General features: G+C 44.3%; 12 protein-coding genes. All 12 read left to right on the forward strand.

Annotation, left to right across the window (positions count from 1 at the left end; all coding sequences use genetic code 11):
- Positions 1-20 precede the first annotated feature (20 nt).
- The gene (locus tag ACUN27_RS08370; RefSeq protein ID WP_445558729.1) at positions 21-1,811 is read left to right on the forward strand and encodes a hypothetical protein; all 1,791 of its coding nucleotides are present in this window, start codon (positions 21-23) and stop codon (positions 1,809-1,811) included.
- An 83-nt stretch (positions 1,812-1,894) separates the two neighbouring features.
- Positions 1,895-4,096 (forward strand): hypothetical protein, encoded by a 2,202-nt coding sequence (locus ACUN27_RS08375; protein WP_445558730.1) that lies wholly within the window; start codon positions 1,895-1,897, stop codon positions 4,094-4,096.
- Positions 4,097-4,184: 88 nt separating this feature from the next.
- Positions 4,185-4,979, forward strand: coding sequence for a helix-turn-helix transcriptional regulator (locus ACUN27_RS08380; RefSeq protein ID WP_315952060.1), 795 nt, complete (start codon positions 4,185-4,187; stop codon positions 4,977-4,979).
- Between the two features lie 168 nt (positions 4,980-5,147).
- The gene (locus ACUN27_RS08385; protein WP_445558731.1) at positions 5,148-7,451 is read left to right on the forward strand and encodes a glycoside hydrolase family 95 protein; all 2,304 of its coding nucleotides are present in this window, start codon (positions 5,148-5,150) and stop codon (positions 7,449-7,451) included.
- Positions 7,452-7,702: 251 nt separating this feature from the next.
- Entirely contained in the window at positions 7,703-9,562 is a 1,860-nt protein-coding gene (locus ACUN27_RS08390; protein ID WP_445558732.1) for a cache domain-containing sensor histidine kinase, read from the forward strand.
- Positions 9,537-11,165, forward strand: coding sequence for a response regulator (locus ACUN27_RS08395; protein ID WP_445558733.1), 1,629 nt, complete (start codon positions 9,537-9,539; stop codon positions 11,163-11,165). Before ACUN27_RS08390 ends, ACUN27_RS08395 begins: the two co-directional genes overlap by 26 nt.
- Before the next feature lie 152 nt (positions 11,166-11,317).
- Positions 11,318-12,634: an ABC transporter substrate-binding protein gene (locus ACUN27_RS08400; protein WP_326063244.1), complete on the forward strand. Its 1,317-nt coding sequence runs from the start codon at positions 11,318-11,320 to the stop codon at positions 12,632-12,634.
- Positions 12,635-12,897: 263 nt separating this feature from the next.
- Complete coding sequence (locus tag ACUN27_RS08405) at positions 12,898-13,605, forward strand: carbohydrate ABC transporter permease (protein ID WP_445558734.1); 708 nt, start codon at positions 12,898-12,900, stop codon at positions 13,603-13,605.
- 8 nt (positions 13,606-13,613) lie between these two features.
- Complete coding sequence (locus tag ACUN27_RS08410) at positions 13,614-14,459, forward strand: carbohydrate ABC transporter permease (RefSeq protein WP_315952050.1); 846 nt, start codon at positions 13,614-13,616, stop codon at positions 14,457-14,459.
- A gap of 37 nt (positions 14,460-14,496) precedes the next feature.
- The gene (locus tag ACUN27_RS08415; RefSeq protein ID WP_445558735.1) at positions 14,497-16,029 is read left to right on the forward strand and encodes an alpha-N-arabinofuranosidase; all 1,533 of its coding nucleotides are present in this window, start codon (positions 14,497-14,499) and stop codon (positions 16,027-16,029) included.
- Positions 16,030-16,047: 18 nt separating this feature from the next.
- Entirely contained in the window at positions 16,048-16,314 is a 267-nt protein-coding gene (locus ACUN27_RS08420; RefSeq protein ID WP_379174566.1) for a DUF6171 family protein, read from the forward strand.
- A gap of 16 nt (positions 16,315-16,330) precedes the next feature.
- Positions 16,331-17,869 carry an alpha-N-arabinofuranosidase gene (locus ACUN27_RS08425; protein ID WP_445558736.1) on the forward strand — a complete coding sequence of 513 codons (1,539 nt, stop codon included), beginning with the start codon at positions 16,331-16,333 and terminating at the stop codon, positions 17,867-17,869.
- Positions 17,870-17,904 lie beyond the last annotated feature (35 nt).

Consider the following 17,904-nt stretch of genomic DNA (forward strand, 5'->3'; position numbering starts at 1 on the left):
AAAAATTATGGGGGTTGAGTATGAATAAACCTAGTAAAGCAATAAAAAAATCGGCGTTGTTATCGTTTGCTAGCCTCTTCTTGGTTTCGGTCGCATTGACCGGATGTGGAGACGAAGCTAACAATAAGGCAGCATCAACGGAACCAAGTAAGTCACCGAACTCCGGTACTGAAGCTACATCCAAGGCACTAGATCACAGTAAACCGCTGACCATCACCGTTTTTGACAATGCAGCAAATTATCAAGGAGAGCAGAAAGGCTGGTATGGAAAGCTTATTAAGGATAAGTTCAATATTACGCTGAACATTCTTGCTCCGCAGATTGCCGGAGATCAGCTATACAAGACAAGATCGGCAGCAGGAAATTTGGGCGATCTCTTGATCGTCAATAACAATCAGCTGGAAGAATTAATTCCAGCCGGTCTGATTATGGACCTCACGGATAAGATCAAGAATACGCCAAACCTGTCCAAATATGTGGATAATCATTTCAAACCGTTTAACGCCGCATTCCAAAAAGTCAATCCTAGTGGCAAGATTTATGCTTTGCCGACCTTTGAGGCGGACACTTCACCAACAACATACTCGGAACAAATCCCTTACTCAAGCCCAATAATGCCTTGGGATTATTATAAGGGGGTCGGGGCTCCCAAGCTGAACAATCTGGATGATCTTTTGAATGTACTGAAGCAAATGCATGAGAAATATCCCAAGACTCCGGACGGTAAACCGATCGCTCCAATCACCTTGTGGAAGGATTGGGACAGTAGAGGCACGATGGAAAATGCACGCTGGTTGAGCAATTGGTATGGTTATGAGCAGCCAGAAGGAACCACGACCATGCAGTTAAATGCAAAAGGCGACATCGTTCCTCTCATCGATGACAACAGTATGTACAAGAAAATTCTGCAATTCTATTTTAAAGCAAATCAGATGGGTTTGGTTGACCCTGACTCACCGACGCAGGATTGGAACAAAGTATCGGAAAAGCTGACCAACAAGCAGGTATTTCTTTTGTGGTACTCATGGGAAACAGGGTTCTACAATACGATTGAAAGAGGCAAAAAGGGTGATGGGAATGTTGCTATTCCGATCGCTGACACGCACATCATTCAGTCAAGCGATGCCTATTACGGCAATGGAAGAGCGTTTGCTATCGGTTCCAAAGCCAATGATCCCGATCGGATCATGGAATTCATGGATTGGCTGGCTTCTCCTGAAGGCTTGCGCTACTATGTGAATGGATTTGAAGGCTTCAACTACGAAAAGACGGCAGATGGGAAATTTAAGCTGACCGAAGTAGGTCAAACCGCATTCCAGAAAAATACACCTGTTCCGGATCAGTACGGAGGCGGCGGATACCAGGACGGACAAAGCAAGCTCAACACGATGATTATAAGCGATTTTGCCAAAGATCCAATGACAGGGGAGTTCTATAACAGCAATTACTGGGCTGCAACAATCGAAGCGAATAAGACAGCGCTAACGACAGATTGGCAAAACACTTATAAAGCAGAAAACGCAACAGACTACTACCTGAAAAATAAGATGATCGATATCGTTCCCAATATCAATACAAGTCTAGGCAGTGATTCATCAGAGATTAAAAACAAACGCAGCCAGATTTCTGACTATGTAAAGAACACATCTTGGAAAATGGTATTCGCTAAGAATCAAGCAGAGTTCGACAAGCTTTGGGAAATGATGAAAAAAGATGTGATAGGCCTCGGTTGGAATGATGTCTTTGCTTCGGATACGGAAAAAGCGCAAAAGATTATTAAAATGCGTGCCGATGCACTAGCTAAAAAGTAAAAAAAATATAATTTTAATGGATGAGGGATATGTATGATCGTATATATCTCTTATTCATTTTCTAATTCTAAGGAGGAAGTTTCATGAAGCTGGAATCCGGCAACTATATCTTGGTCTCCAAAGAAGGTGGCATTGAGGTTCAGAAAAATGGCAAACGGCTCTATTTCAACAAGCGGCCGATGTTCGTGACAGTAAAAACTGCCTTTGCCGTCAATGAGTTTTACGACCAAGCATATGCCGAAATCACCGCTGTTGGTGATAAAATCGTGGCTGAAGGTACGATAATTGTACCGACAGGCTCAGAATTTTTCTTCTCTGACGTTTATGAAGCGGTAAACTCAGGGTTCAAGGTAAGCAGGAACGTCAAGGTGTTGAAAGCGGGAGACGACCTTGGCTTTTCTACCAAGATCTCTTTGACGATTGCGGAATCGGATGACGTCCATGACTATCACTGCTTCGCACCCGGTGTTTGGTATAAGCAGAACGAATTCGCACCCGATTACGCAACGGGCAAAGACCTGGACAATGAATATTTCTGGCGGATGGAAACCAATTACGCTTTGCCGTTGTTCGCGATGCAACACATCGCTTCAGGAGAAGCTGCGGCTCTCTCTCGCTGGGCTGCGGACGTAACCATGCAGTCTTCGGACATCGTTAGGTCCGAGAATAACACGGACCCGAAGTGTACCATCGGAGCCATTGGCATGAGCAAGCCGGAGAACAAGACGTTGAACTATTTGTATTACGGCTTTGGCGTACGCAAGGCGTTAGAGATAGAGATTGACGGCCTGTCGATCGATTATGTGTATCCGGGCTGCGATGGCCAGATGCCAAGAAAAAGTCATTATGAGGGTCTGGACTACAGTCAGAAAACGAAAAGGTTCCAACGCATTAACCATCCCGTTGAGGTTGGATTTGAGCAAAATTACGCCGTCGGCATTCAATTCGGGCATTACGGCAGCTTCCAGTCGATGATGAGAGAAATCTGGCGGGATACCTATTCCAGGTTGCGAGACAAGTTATTCGAGGTGGATAATAAACTCCATTTTCATAATTGCATGAATATTCTGACTAAATATACACGTCAATACGGGGATTCGTACGGTTTGCCTTTTTCCTGCCAATTGCCCAACATGGATATCTCTAGTGTTTCGTTCCAGTTCGGCTTCGTTGGGCAGCAGCCCGGGATCGGATATCAGTTGCTTCGTTACGGTGATAAAGAAGGCGTGCCCGAGGCGTTTGAGAAAGGCGTGAATGTGATCGACTTCTGGGTGAGGACGGCTATGACGGATTCGGGCCTGCCGCAAATGTGCTATAATCCGAACATCAGCGGATTCGAGCCGTATCCCCACTACATCCGGATGCTGGCTGACGGGATTGAGCCGATCTTGGATGCCTTTCTATACATGCGCGGAAAAGGAGACTTGCGACCGTCTTGGATGGAATTCTGCAAAAGAACGGCCGATTGGCTCGTGGAAGTTCAGAACGAAGATGGCAGCTATTACCGAGCCTACAATACCGACAGTTCCATCCGTATGGACTCGAAGGCAAACACGCCCAGCGTGATTCGTTTCCTGATCCAATTCTATCTTGTTTCCGGAGACGAGAGATATAAGGCCGCAGCGATCCATGCCGGAGAATGGTCCTTTGATTGTAATTACCGCAATATGGAGTATCGGGGAGGAACCTGCGACAACTCTGACATTCAGGATAAAGAGGCTGGCATTTATGCTTTATTCGGATTCCTTGCCCTATATGATCTGACCGGCGAGGATAAGTGGCTGGAAGGAGCGGTCGGCGCTGCTGATTATACCGAGACGTGGACCTATGCTTGGTCATTCCCGGTACGCACGCTCTGGCCGAAACATCCGTTCAATCACTATTCGATTAGCGGTCAGAGCATCATCACGATCGGAGGGGGGGCCGACGTGTATATGGCAGCCTGCTCATATACCTATTATCGGTTGTATGTCATTACAGGAGATGAACATTATCTCGACTTCGCCGAGTTCATTCATAAGAACACCAGACAGTCGAGCGACGTGGACGGCAGTGTCGGATACGTCATGCCCGGCCTAGGTCATGAAAGCGGCAACTTTACGACCCAAACCTTGCAAAGCCACTACCATTGGCTGCCCTGGTGTACTTATGTGGAAGTCGATCCCTCATCGAGGCTGTATGACACCTTCGGAGGCTACGAAATCGCGGATGCGCAAAAGCTAAGTAAAGAGGAGAGAGTGAAGAAAAACCGCATCTATGAAATTTTTGTAAGGGGCGTTCAATGATACTTTGCTTCGTTGACTGTTTTCAATCCGTCATATATGCTAATAAATAATTGATGCAATGTTATTTTTTGGATACTGGAGGATCATGATGACCAACATTTTTTATGTTGAATATGATGCCACGCACGCAAGCAATTTTGTGTTCGATATCCCAGAAGGCCATAACTGTTGGTTGCTCGTCGTGACCCATACACCTGCCCTGTTTTGGGTTAATGGAGAGTTGAAGGAGTACCCAGCACATAGTGGTGTTTTATACCATCCTCATCAAAAAATTTATTACCGGGCATGTGCGGAACAATATAAGAACGACTGGATTCGTTTTGAATCCAAAGAATCCTATGTAATGGAAACTTCGCTTCCATTCGGAGTGCCCTTTTCGTTAAATGACCCTGAATACATTCATAAAATTTTCCAACTCCTTGTCAGCGAACACTCTTTTCAAAAAAATTATAAAGAATCATCCATTGACTGCTTACTGAGAACCCTGTTTAACAAGCTGCTGGAATCTTATTTTCAAGAAGTCATTACGCCTCATTACTACAATTTGTTAACGCTTCGGACTGCTATTTACAGTAATCCTAGCCAGGATTGGGCGGTTCCGAGAATGGCCGACTCGATCCAAATCAGTCCTGGGTACTTGCAGAGCATTTACAAGAAGACTTTCGGGATATCTTGCATGGATGACGTGATTACAAGTCGCATCCGCCAAGCCAAGGAATATTTGTTGCACGGCTCACTATCCATCGCAGAGGTCGCTTTACGCTGTGGGTACAACAATGTGGAGCACTTTTGTCGTCAATTCAAGCAGATTACGGGCTCTACACCAAGAAAGTATCACAAGCAGATGGAAGGCGCGTCTGTTGAGAGGGTCGCTAAAATTTAGCTTATACAACTAAACAGAAGAGGAAGCAATGGTTAACTAACAGTAAAGAAGATGTACTTGTAAAGGGGGAACGGTAACCGGTAGGGGCAACTATGCCTCTACCGGATTTTGCTTACCTATGATAGATTATGAGATACGAGGGTTGGGTCTGAGAAGGAGGGGAAGCTGTTGACAGATCTTAAGCTGTTATTTAAGAGTCCAGCAACGAAATGGAATGAGGCACTGCCGATCGGTAATGGCAGGCTGGGAGCGATGGTGTATGGACAGACGCAACAGGAACGATTGCAATTAAACGAGGATTCCGTCTGGTATGGGGGATCACGTGACCGTAATAATCCGGATGCAAAGGCAAATCTTCCGGAAATTCGCCGTCTCATATTTGAAGGCAAGTTGAAGGAAGCCGAGAAGCTCGCTGTCATGGCGTTGTCCGGTTTGCCGGAATCGCAGCGACATTATTTGCCTCTGGGACATCTTTTACTTGACTTCTCTCTTCCAGATGGCGAACCGGATCATTACGAGCGTACGCTAGATTTGGAAAGCGGCACTGTTACGGTCACTTTCAGTCAGGGCGGTGTTTCGTATAAGCGCGAGATTTTTGCTAGTTACGTTGATCAGGCAATCATCCTGAGGCTTACAGCAAACCGGTCTGGTGAAATCGGTTTCACTTCACGTCTGGAGCGTGGACGTTGGCGCTACGCTGACCATGCCGGACGAGAGGGGAACAACGCGATCTGGATGAGCGGTAATTGTGGCGGTGAGGGAGGCAGCCAGTACGGTGCAGTGCTGAGAGCATCAGCCGATGGCGGCACGGTGAAAGCGATTGGCGAGCACCTGGTCGTGGAGAAAGCAAATAGCGTGACACTTGTTCTGTCCGCTGCAACGACATTCCGGTTCCTTGATCCTTTGGTGGAAGCGAGGGAGAAAGCGGAGAGTGCCGCCAATCGGGGTTATCAAGCGCTGTATCGGAGACACCTAGACGACTATTGCGAATTATTTGGAAGAGTTTCGTTGTCGCTGGTTACGGAAGACGTGGAAATCGGGCGCATGAGTCTATCAGATCGCATGGACAGGCTTAGCGGTGGAAAGTCCGATCCGGCTCTTTTTGCGCTATATTTTCATTTCGGCCGTTATCTGCTCATCTCCTCCAGCCGGCCTGGCTCGCTGCCCGCCAATTTGCAGGGCATCTGGAACGAGCATTTCCTACCGCCGTGGGACAGCAAATACACGATCAACATCAATGCGCAGATGAATTACTGGCCGGCGGAATCGTGTGCGCTTTCTGAATGTCACGAACCGCTCTTTGAGTTGCTGGAACGGATGCGCGAACCTGGCCGCCATACGGCGTCCGTCATGTACGGCTGCAGGGGGTTCACTGCTCATCATAATACCGACATCTGGGCGGATACGGCTCCACAGGATACCTGGCTGCCCTCCACTTATTGGCCGATGGGCGCCGCATGGCTTTCGCTGCATCTATGGGAGCATTACCAATTTACAATGGATGTGGAATTTCTCGGTAGGGCGTACCACACCATGCGGGAAGCTGCGTTGTTCTTGATTGATTACGTCGTGGAAACGCCAGGCGGAGAGCTGGTTACCTGCCCATCTGTGTCACCAGAGAATACTTATATTCTTCCAAATGGAGAATCTGGCGTATTATGTGCTGGACCATCAATGGACACTCAGATCATTCGTGAGCTGTTCGCAGCAGTGCTAGAGACAGAACGAATACTCGGCACTGAGAAAAGTGAGACACTAGGACCTGAGCTACAACGAGTACTGATGAAGCTTCCCCAGCCGAAAATTGGACGCTACGGCCAACTTCAGGAATGGTATGAAGATTACGAAGAGGCGGAACCGGGTCATCGCCATATCTCTCATTTATTTGCCTTGCATCCCGGGAGCCAGATCACGCCCGATGGCACGCCCGAACTGGCGGCAGCTGCACTGCGTACGCTGGAGCGGCGGTTGGCAAACGGCGGAGGCCATACCGGATGGAGTCGAGCGTGGATCATTAATTTCTGGGCTAGGCTTAGAAAAGGCGAGGAAGCGATGAACAATCTTAATGCGCTTTTGACACACTCGACGCTGCCAAACTTTTTTGACAATCATCCCCCCTTCCAGATCGATGGCAATTTTGGCGGTGCGGCTGCGATCGCTGAAATGCTTCTTCAAAGTCATGCAGGGGAGATCCATCTTTTACCTGCGTTACCTGAAGCCTGGCGTTCAGGGAAAGTGACAGGTCTTCGCGCCAGAGGCGGCTTCACAGTCGACATCGAGTGGGCGGAAGGAATTCTAAAAGCCGCTCGGGTAGTTTCTGATAAAGGCGCTGCCCTATGCAAGGTGCGTAGCAGTATCCAAGTAAGGATAACGGCTAACGGAGCACCGATCGATGTTTTGCAAAAGGATGGGGTCGTTGTCTTCGAAACCGTTGTTGGAGGCGTATATAACATCGAGGTGTCCATACCGTGAATTTCTTGGGCCATCTTGGTTCACGGGTTGAGCAGACGGTAACAAAAAACATGGGAGATAGTCCGGCTTAAAGCCGGATTTTACAATAATATGTAAGCGTTTTCAATATAAACAAACAATTATTGCTGTGAATCGGATTTGGAGGGCTGGATTAAAGCTCTAAGATATCCGTTTTTGTGCCCCGCGGTATCTATATATCTATATTCCAAGCATAAAAATACAATGAAATAAGTCTACATAAGGGGGAGAATATGGGGAAAAGCTTAAACCGTTTCATTCGTAAAATGAATATTCAGAACAGACTGGTGATCTCTTTCGCGATACTTTCCTTGATCCCGCTATTAGTTACAGGTTATTTTGCTTACTACACTTCAAGTAAAGCTATAAAAACGAAAATAAGTACCTCTTCCATCCAGTTAATGAATCAGGTCAGTGAAAATATTCAAAATGAACTCACGAAGCTTGAAAATGACAGTGTAGATATCGCATTCTCCGATATCATCCAAAATACGTTGATTGATTTCCATACGATGGATGAGTGGAAGAGGAATGACGCGGAGTTAAAAATGCAAAGTATGCTCGCAAAAAGGTTTTCATTCAATCACAGCGTTTCGGATGTTCTTGTATATACAATGCTGCAAGAAAAAATTATCGCATATGGAGACGTTAGCTTCAAATTTAATCTTACCTCGGATTTTTTGAATGGTATTTTTGTACAAACGGCAACCAATAACGGTGTTCCCCTATGGACAATTGAAAGCAGTGAAGACGAAGTAAGAGAGTCGAGCTATCGGACTACCAATTACGGCAGTGTGGGCATATTGTTGACTCGAAGCTTTAAATCTTTTGATGGCATTCCGGTTGGATATATGATTATGAGGATTGACGAGAAGCATATCTTAAAGAAATTTAAAGATATAAATCTTGGACAAGGGTCAGATATCTTCATAATCAATGGCAAGGGAACCGTCATTTCGAGCCAAAACCCGGAAATGAAAGCAGCCAAGCCTTATCTGGATCAATCGTTGATTGAGGAGCTCAAAAAGAACAAAGAAGATGATTCATATTCATTCACCAGCACCGTTTCAGGAAAGCGAAATCTGATTGCTTATAACTATATACCTAGTGCCGACTGGTACGTGATAAGTATCATTCCGTTTACGTATTTAAATGATGAATCCATAAAGACAAGTATCTATATTATATTTTTGGGAATTTTCTGCTTTTTGCTTGCACTGATTCTATCCTACTACGTTTCCAAGAGTATTTCGAAGCCTTTAAAGCACCTATTAAACTCGATGAATAACGTGAAAATCGGCAATTTAGTTACACGTATCGAAGACAACAGCAGCGATGAGCTAGGGAAGGTTGCGACAAATTTTAATCATATGGTGGCTGAAATTAAATATCTGATCGACGAGGTGACCAAAAAAGAAAAATTGAAAAGGGTTGCAGAGCTGAAAACACTGCAAGCCCAGATTAATCCACATTTTCTCTCCAATTCACTGAACACTGTCAGGTGGATGGCCAATATTCAGAAGGCCGAGAGCATTTCGAGCATCATCACTTCCCTGATTCAGCTGCTTCACGGATGTATGGGAAAAGGAAGCGTACTGATCAGCCTACAGGAAGAAATGGAATATGTAAAAGACTACCTAAATATAATGGCCTTCCGGGATTATGATAAGTTTAAGGTACATTATGAAATGGAAGAAAGCATTATGAACTTTCATGTCCCCAAATTTATTCTCCAACCGATCGTGGAAAACTGTTTGCTTCACGGGCTTGAGCCGAAGGAAGGCCAAGGACTGATTATCATTAAAGGCTACAGAATCGGAGAAGATTTGAAAATTATCATCACCGATACGGGCATCGGCATAAATAACAACACGTTAAATGATCTCATGGGGGAATCATCCTCCAACAAAAAACATGGACTGAGTGGGATTGGCATCCGAAATGTGGATGAAAGAATCAAGTTGTACTTCGGAGAAAAATATGGAATTGCCATTCAAAGCTTACCCAATCTGTACACAACCGTAGAAATTACTTTGCCTGCTGTGGGAGAGGAGGATCTAGGAAAATATGCTGAAGGTACTTATAGTCGATGATCATGCGGTTTCACGAACGGATTTGAAAACGATGCTCGATTGGGAGAATTGCGGGTTTTATATTTCCGGTGAAGCGTATAACGGCATTCATGCCATGCAGCTTATGGAAGAGGATGTTCCAGATATCGTTATTACCGATATTAACATGCCAGGAATGAATGGGCTCGGATTGATACAGCAGCTAGAAAGTGAGTATCCACAGGTTAGAATTGTCGTCTTAAGCGCTTATGACGATTTTGATTATGTCCGTCAGAGCATGAAGAGGGGAGCAATGGATTATGTACTGAAGCATAGATTGAATGCCTCCGTATTGCTCGATATTTTAAAAACGGCAGAAAGTTCAATTCTTGCTTATCGAAATGAACGTGACAAACAAAATGAGATCTACTACGAGCTAATGATCGGCAAGGATCGTTCGCGCCAAGAATTTATTAACAAGCTCCTAGAGGGCAGTCTATCGGGACGGGAGGAAATAGTAAGAGAAATCAAAGCGTTAGACATGACTATGGACACGGAAAACTTAATAGTGACAGCTGTGGAAATCGACGATTTTCGTTTCATTGAAGAGAGATTTACCATAAAAGAAGTCGATGTGTTCATTCAAACCTTTCTCGATATTTCCAAAGAAATTCTTAACGATTGGGAAAAATCGGTTATTATCCATACAAGCAGAGGAAAGTTTGCGATGATATTTTCACTGGGACATAACCATAGCTGGATGTATATACACAATCAGGTGTATACATTCCTCAACCGAATCAGATCGGAGATCAAAAAATATTTGAATATTACGGCTAGCTTTGGTGTAAGCAAGGTATGTCCTGATATAAAGCAGCTTCATCATGCATATTCTGAAGCCGTATTAATCTTGGAGGACAAGTTTCACAAGGGAAAGAATGGGATCTTTATTGAAAGCACAACCAACAAGCAGGAAGAAGGATTTTTCTGTCTGGACATTAAAGATGAGAAAGCGATTTACGCTGCCTTGAAAAATCAGGATTTCGAAACGGTGAAGAGTTTAATTGATGCCGCTTTCAACAAAATTTCGAGCTTACGGCTTAGCAGTAAATCAACCCAGATTATTTGCGCGGAATTGATTAATATTGTCAATAAAACGTCTAAAGACGCCGGCATTGAGATGTCGAAGTTGTATACGGCAGGGGACATTCCTTACAATCTGATGCAGAAATATGAGGTTCTTCAGGATATTAAATCCTGGATTTTGGATCTATATCTAAAGCTTATTGAAATCCTAAAACGGATGAAATACAGAGATTCACTTAGCGGCATTACCCATAAGGCTATGGAATACATCCAGAATAATTACAAGAACGATGTTTCGCTCCAGGATGTGGCCGAATTCGCTGGTGTAAGCAGCTCATATATCAGCAGGGTTTTTAAGGAAGAGTGTCAGATGGGAATAACCGAATATTTAAATCATGTGCGTGTTGAACATGCTAAGCAATATATGGAGTACGGTGAATTAAAGCTGAAAGATATTGTGAATGATGTAGGATTTAACAATTATAACTACTTCTTTAAGGTGTTTAAAGAAATGACGGGCATGACTCCCCTGGAATATGAGCAGACTTGCCGGAAATAAACAAGTGAATAGGCGTTTTTAATACATAACAAAATGTTGTAGTGGAGTGCAAAATATTGGAGTTCGACCATGCTACCCAATTTGTATAATAACTAACAGGTGCCCAGTTAGTAGCTGCCACCAAGAAATGATTATGAAGGGGGCAAGAGTGTATGAAAAAAGCATTATTTACAGCGGTTGCTTCAGTGTTCCTGTTGACTTCCATTTTATCGGGATGCAGCAGCGATGAAGCGGGGCCATCAAAAGGAGACACACCAAATGCCAAAAGCGCCGTTAAATTATCGCTGTGGACATTCCAGGACCTGCATAAGAAGTATTACGAAAAAACCGCTGAGCTCTGGAATAAAAACAACCCGGATCAGCCCATTGAATTGTCTATTGATACGTATCCCAACGCAGAAATGCACAATAAACTATTAATCGCGTTACAATCTGGCGTGGGCGCGCCTGATATTGCCGACATTAACATTAACTTCTTTCAAAACTTCCTTAAAGGCGATATTCAGCTTGTGGAATTAAACAAAGTGATCGAGCCTGAGAAGGATAAATTCATCCAGTCGAGATTCGATATTTACAGTAAAGGCGGAAAATATTACGGCATTGATTTTCATGTAGGCGCAACGGTTGTTTACTACAATAAGGATCTTATGGATAAAGCCGGCGTGAACGTGGATAACATTAAAACTTGGGATGATTACACCGAGGCAGGAAAAAAAGTTGTTGCTGCGACTGGAAAGGTGATGACCGCTTTTGAGGTTACCGGACAAAGGCCTTTCTGGCCAATGATCGTTCAAAGAGGCTCCGATTATTTAGATAAAGACGGCAATGTTACGCTGGATAACGATATAAATATTAAGACCCTTCAGGCCATGAAGGATATGATTTACAAGGATAAAATTGCGGTTCCTATGCCTGGAGGCAATACCGGGGCTGAAGAATTTTTCACTTACATGAACAAGGGAGAAGCAGCTTCACTTATCATGCCCATGTGGTACATGAGCAGATTCTTGGAGTATATGCCTGATTTAAAAGGGAAAATATTGGTGCGGCCGATGCCGGTATGGGAAAAGGGTGACGTAAGATCCGCAGGAATGGGTGGAACAGGTACAGCCGTTACCAAGCAAAGTAAGAACCAAGATATCGCTATGAAATTCCTCGCATATGCGAAGTTAAGCAAAGAGTCGAATATAAGAATTTGGCAGGAGCTGAAATTCGATCCGATCAGATGGGATGTTTGGAGTGATCCGGAGCTGCAGAAGCCTGATCCTTATTTCAACAATGAGAAAATCTTCAATGTGCTTCTAGACATGAAAGAGGAAATTAAATCGCCGAATATGAGTGAGCTAAGCTCAGCTTCCCAAGATTTGGTCAATTCCAATGTTATGTTCAAGTCGTTAAAGGATCAGTCACAAACGCCAGAACAGGCATTAAAGGCTGCTGCTGACGAGCTTCGTAAGCAGAAGAAATAGCAAATGGGCAAAAAGTAGGAATGACGGCTGCAGAAACGGAGATATGAAAACGGTTTCGGTAGCCGTCAAGCAGGGAGGTATGCGATTTGAATCATAGGTTATTTTATTCAGAAAAGTGGGCTCCTTACTTTTTTGTGTCGCCATTTGTTTTAGCATTTCTCATCTTTTTTTTGTACCCTACGGCATCCACAATCAATATGAGCTTTCATGAGGTACTTGGGCTTAACAGCAGTAAATTTATAGGTCTTGAAAACTACAGGAGAATGTTTGATGAGCATTTTTTCAATGCGCTGCAAACCAATACGATCTACACCATTCTGTCTCTGTTGTTGTTAATACCGATTCCTATCCTATTCGCCGTTTTTTTGAATTCAAAATTGGCCAAAGGCAAATCCATATTTAAGTCGGTTATTTTCATTCCGGCTTTAACGTCTGTGATCGTAGCCGGTGTTTCTTTCAGGCTTATGTTCGGAGAAGCGGATACGGCTTTGATCAATTCCTTTATCACTAAACTCGGCATGTCTCCACAGAATTGGATTCTGAATTATGGTACAGGCATGATGCTGATGGTCATTCTCAATACGTGGAGAGTTGCAGGGATTAATATGATTTATTACCTTGCCGGTCTACAAAGTATCCCCGAGGAATTATATGAATCTGCTGAAATGGACGGGGCCAATGTTATTCGTAAGTTTTATTGGATTACTCTGCCGCTCTTAAAGCCAATTATTATCTACACATTAACGATAGGCATTTTTGAAGGATACAGAATGTTTGGAGAAAGCTATGTATTCTGGAATGAAGGAATGCCTGGGGATATCGGACTTACTATCGTGAGGTTAATTTACCAGCAGGCATTTCAGCGAAATGATATGGGTATGGGATCGGCCATCGGCATTACCCTCCTCCTGATCGTACTCACCGTTAATCTGGTGCAACTGAAATTGTTCGGGCTCTTCAATAAGGAGTGAACGGATCAATGAATACTAAGCTAAGAAGAAAGCTGTTAACGGCATTCATCATCGTTTTCTTTCTCATCGTATGCTTCATCGTCCTGTTTCCACTGTACTACATGTTTATGGCTTCTTTTAAGAGCTCCAAAGAGTTATTCCGAAATGGCATGGATTTCAGAATAATCCCGAGTCTTATGAGTCTCGACAACTACAAGCTTTTGTTTTCAGGTAAAGGCAGTATTTATTTGTACTGGTATAGAAACAGCCTTGGGATCACAGCTCTTCATACCATAGTTTCACTGTTTCTATCTTCGTTAGTTGGCTATGGCCTAGGGGCATATAACTTTAAAGGGAAAAATATTGTTTTTATGCTGGTACTGTTTGTCATGATGGTACCACTTGAAATACTCATGCTTCCTCTCTATAAACTTATTGTGAAAATGGGCATCATTAACACGTATTACGGAGTTATTTTACCTTTTGTCGTATCACCCATGGCGATCTTCTTCTTTAGGCAGTACATAACAGGTGTTTCCAAAGATTATATGGACGCAGGAAGAATCGACGGATGTTCAGAGTTTGGCATATTTATCAGAATTATGGCGCCCTTGATGAAGCCGGCTTTCGGTGCAATGGGGATCCTACTGGCGATGCAGAACTGGAACAGTTTTATATGGCCGTTGATTGTGCTGCGTACAAATAAGATGTTTACGATTCCTATAGGTCTAGCTTCGCTGATGTCACCTTATGGCAACAATTACGACATGCTGATCGCTGGAGCCGTGCTTGCTATTATTCCTGTTATTCTTTTGTTCCTGGTCAATCAGAGGGCTTTTATTTCAGGCTTGTCCAGTGGTGGCGTTAAAGGTTAGAACAAAATAAATTTCTCTACTCAGGAGGCAGATAAGTATGAAAAGCAGTATTAAGATTAATCCAAAAGCGGCGGTCCACAAAATTGACAGAAACATTTACGGACATTTTGCCGAGCATCTGGGCCGTTGTATTTATGAGGGGATTTGGGTCGGCGAAGATTCCGACATCCCCAACACACGAGGTATCCGAAATGATGTCGTTCAGGCGTTAAAAGATATGAAAATTCCAATCCTGCGCTGGCCAGGCGGGTGTTTCGCGGATGAATATCACTGGAAGGACGGCATCGGTTCTAAGGAATCCAGAGCGCGAATGATTAACACGCATTGGGGGGGTGTGGTTGAGAATAACCATTTCGGAACCCACGAATTTTTCGATTTGTGCGAAATGCTGGAGACCGAGCCTTACATTTGCGGGAATGTTGGAAGCGGAACGGTCTATGAGATGCAGCAGTGGGTCGAATATATGACCTTCGACGGCGAATCGCCGATGGCTGATCTGCGGAAAGCGAATGGCAGGGAAATGCCATGGAATTTGACTTATTTCGGCATCGGCAATGAAAATTGGGGCTGCGGTGGCCGGATGAGAGCGGAATTTTACGCAGATCTTTACAGACAATACAGCACATATGTTAGAGATTATGGGGATAATGCCATTTATAAAATTGCTGCCGGTCCCAGAGGCGACAATTACCACTGGACGGAAGTGATGATGCGGGAAGCTGGTCATTTCATGGACGGACTGGCGCTCCATTACTACACGAGGCTAAAAGATCACAGCATCGTTATCGAAAATCCTGACGGTAACCGAATTTACTTAAAAGATCCGAATGCGGTTAGAGGCCAGGCCGTCGACTTCGAGGAAAGTGAATGGTTCGGCATCATGAAGGCGGCGTATTTCACAGAAGAGCTTGTGGCGAAACACGCAGCGATCATGGATAAATATGATCCCGAGAAGAAGGTTGCGCTTATTATTGACGAGTGGGGCACATGGTTTGATGTTGAGCCAGGTACCAATCCAGGCTTCCTCTTTCAGCAAAATACAATGAGAGATGCGGTTTCCGCAGCGATCAGCTTGAATATCTTTAATAATCATGCTGACCGTGTAAGAATGGCGAATATTGCACAGACCATTAATGTACTCCAGGCTGTGATTCTAACAGAAGGGGACAAAATGATCCTGACCCCTACGTATCATGTCTTCGAAATGTTTAATGTCCATCAGGATGCCATCCTGCAGCCTCTTGAGATTCAGTGCGGTACATACAAGTGCAATGGGGAAGAGGTGCCTCAGCTTAGCGCATCCGCTTCCGTAGATGCTGCGGGTAAGCTGAATATTACCATTTGCAATACAGATCCCCACAAGGCTGCTCCCCTTGATTGCAATATTGGAGGATTGAGCGGTAAACAAGTAACGGGAAGAATTTTAGTTTCGTCTACGATGAGCAGCCATAATTCTTTTGAAAATCCTACTCAAGTTAAGCCCGAGCCATTTACAAGTGTAGAGCTGAATCAAGAAGGATTCCATACGGATATCCCACCGATGTCTGTTGTAGTCCTTACGATCCATTAAATCGGAGGGAGCTATCCGATGGCTAATAAACAGGGTCCCTGCAAGGACTGCTCGGAGACGATAGATGTCGCACCGGAAAAGATAGAGGCCATGCTGCAATTGCTGATTCATTCAAGGCACATTGAGCTTGTAGATGAGGAAACATGGCAAAGTCGACTAGCTCAATGTAAGGGCTGCATTGGTTATATACACGGAGGAACGTGTAAATATTGCGGTTGTCTTGTTCAAATACGGACTAAAATAAAGGATAGGGCATGCCCCTATCCTTTATTTCCTAAATGGTAAAAGCGGGAGAAAAATGATGACTACAATCGACATTTGGCTGAATGAAGAGATAGGGCGCATTAATCCAAATATTTATGGACACTTTATTGAGCACTTGGGCGGAGTCGTATACGACGGCATATGGGTTGGTGAGGACTCCGAAATTCCTAATATAAAGGGATTTAGACAGGAGCTTATTGAGAAATTAAAAGCAATTAACCCATCTGTTATCCGCTGGCCGGGTGGCTGTTTTGCGGAGACGTACAACTGGAGAGATGGCATCGGTCCAAGAGAGAAGCGTCCCACAACCGTTAATTGGTGGTATATGAACGACGGGAAGCTCGAATCTAACCAGGTTGGTACCCATGAGTTTATTGATTTTTGCAAGCTAGTAAATGCAGAGCCATACTTTGCTGTGAATGCTACGACAACAACTGTTTTAGAAGCTAGAAATTGGATTGAATACTGTAATATGATGCAAGGTACGACCACACTTGCACAGGAGCGGGAGGAGAACGGAAGCCCAGAGCCTCTTAACGTGAAATATTGGGGGCTTGGCAACGAAAATTGGGGTGGCGGCGGCTGCATGACACCTGAGGATTACTGCCATATTTACAGAAAGTACGGCATCATCAGCAAAAGTGTAGGGCAGGATCTTCAGTTCATCGCATGCGGACCCTATGAAGATATTCCCGAATGGACAGCTAAATTTTTTGACAAGTATAAAGAGATGTACACGGTGGGCCGAGTTGCTCCCATGTTCGGATACTCACTTCATTACTATGTGACGAATACGGGAAGAATGGGTACGGAGCTGACGTATAGTGATGCGCAGTGGTATGAATTGATGCGGGTCGGACTGGACATGGAACCGTTTATCCAATCCCAGTTTGAGATGATTCGCGCTGCAATGCCCGGAACTTCGATTGGACTCGTCGTCGATGAGTGGGGTGTGTGGCATCAGCAGAATGGCAGGCATCCGTTGCCGGGCAAGTACTTATTTGAGCAGATGAGCACAATGAGAGAGGCGGTTCTGGCCGCGCTTTCTTTAAATATTTTCAACAATCATTGTGATAAAGTTGTTATGGCTAATGTGGCCCAGCTTGTCAACTGTATCCATTCCCTATTTCTTGCCAAGGGTAACGCCTGTGTGGCAACTACAAGCTACTATGTGTTCGATATGTTTAAAATCCACCAACATGCAATAAGCCATAAAACGGAAATCAAATGTAAAAATATATCCTATTCTATAGAAGGAAACCCGTATGATATTCCAAGCCTCTCCTGCTCAGCGTCGCTCAAGGACGGTAAACTAGCCGTTACGCTTGCGAACTTATCCGTGGATGATGACCAAGAGATCATGTTGAAACTGAACGGTGGCCAATATACCAGCAATGGGAGAATGGTCGTATTATCTTCTAACAATCATATGGATGGCAATTCTTTTGAGGAACCATGTAAAGTTACACCTGTGGAACAAACCATTTCAGCAGGAGGATTCGAACTTACGGTTACAATGCCTAAAGCTTCTGTAGTTTTATTAACGTTGGATGTATCTATAGATTCGCAGAGATGAATAAAAATACTAAGGCAGCCGGCTTTGATCGGCTG

The organism is Paenibacillus sp. WC2504, from assembly GCF_052682475.1.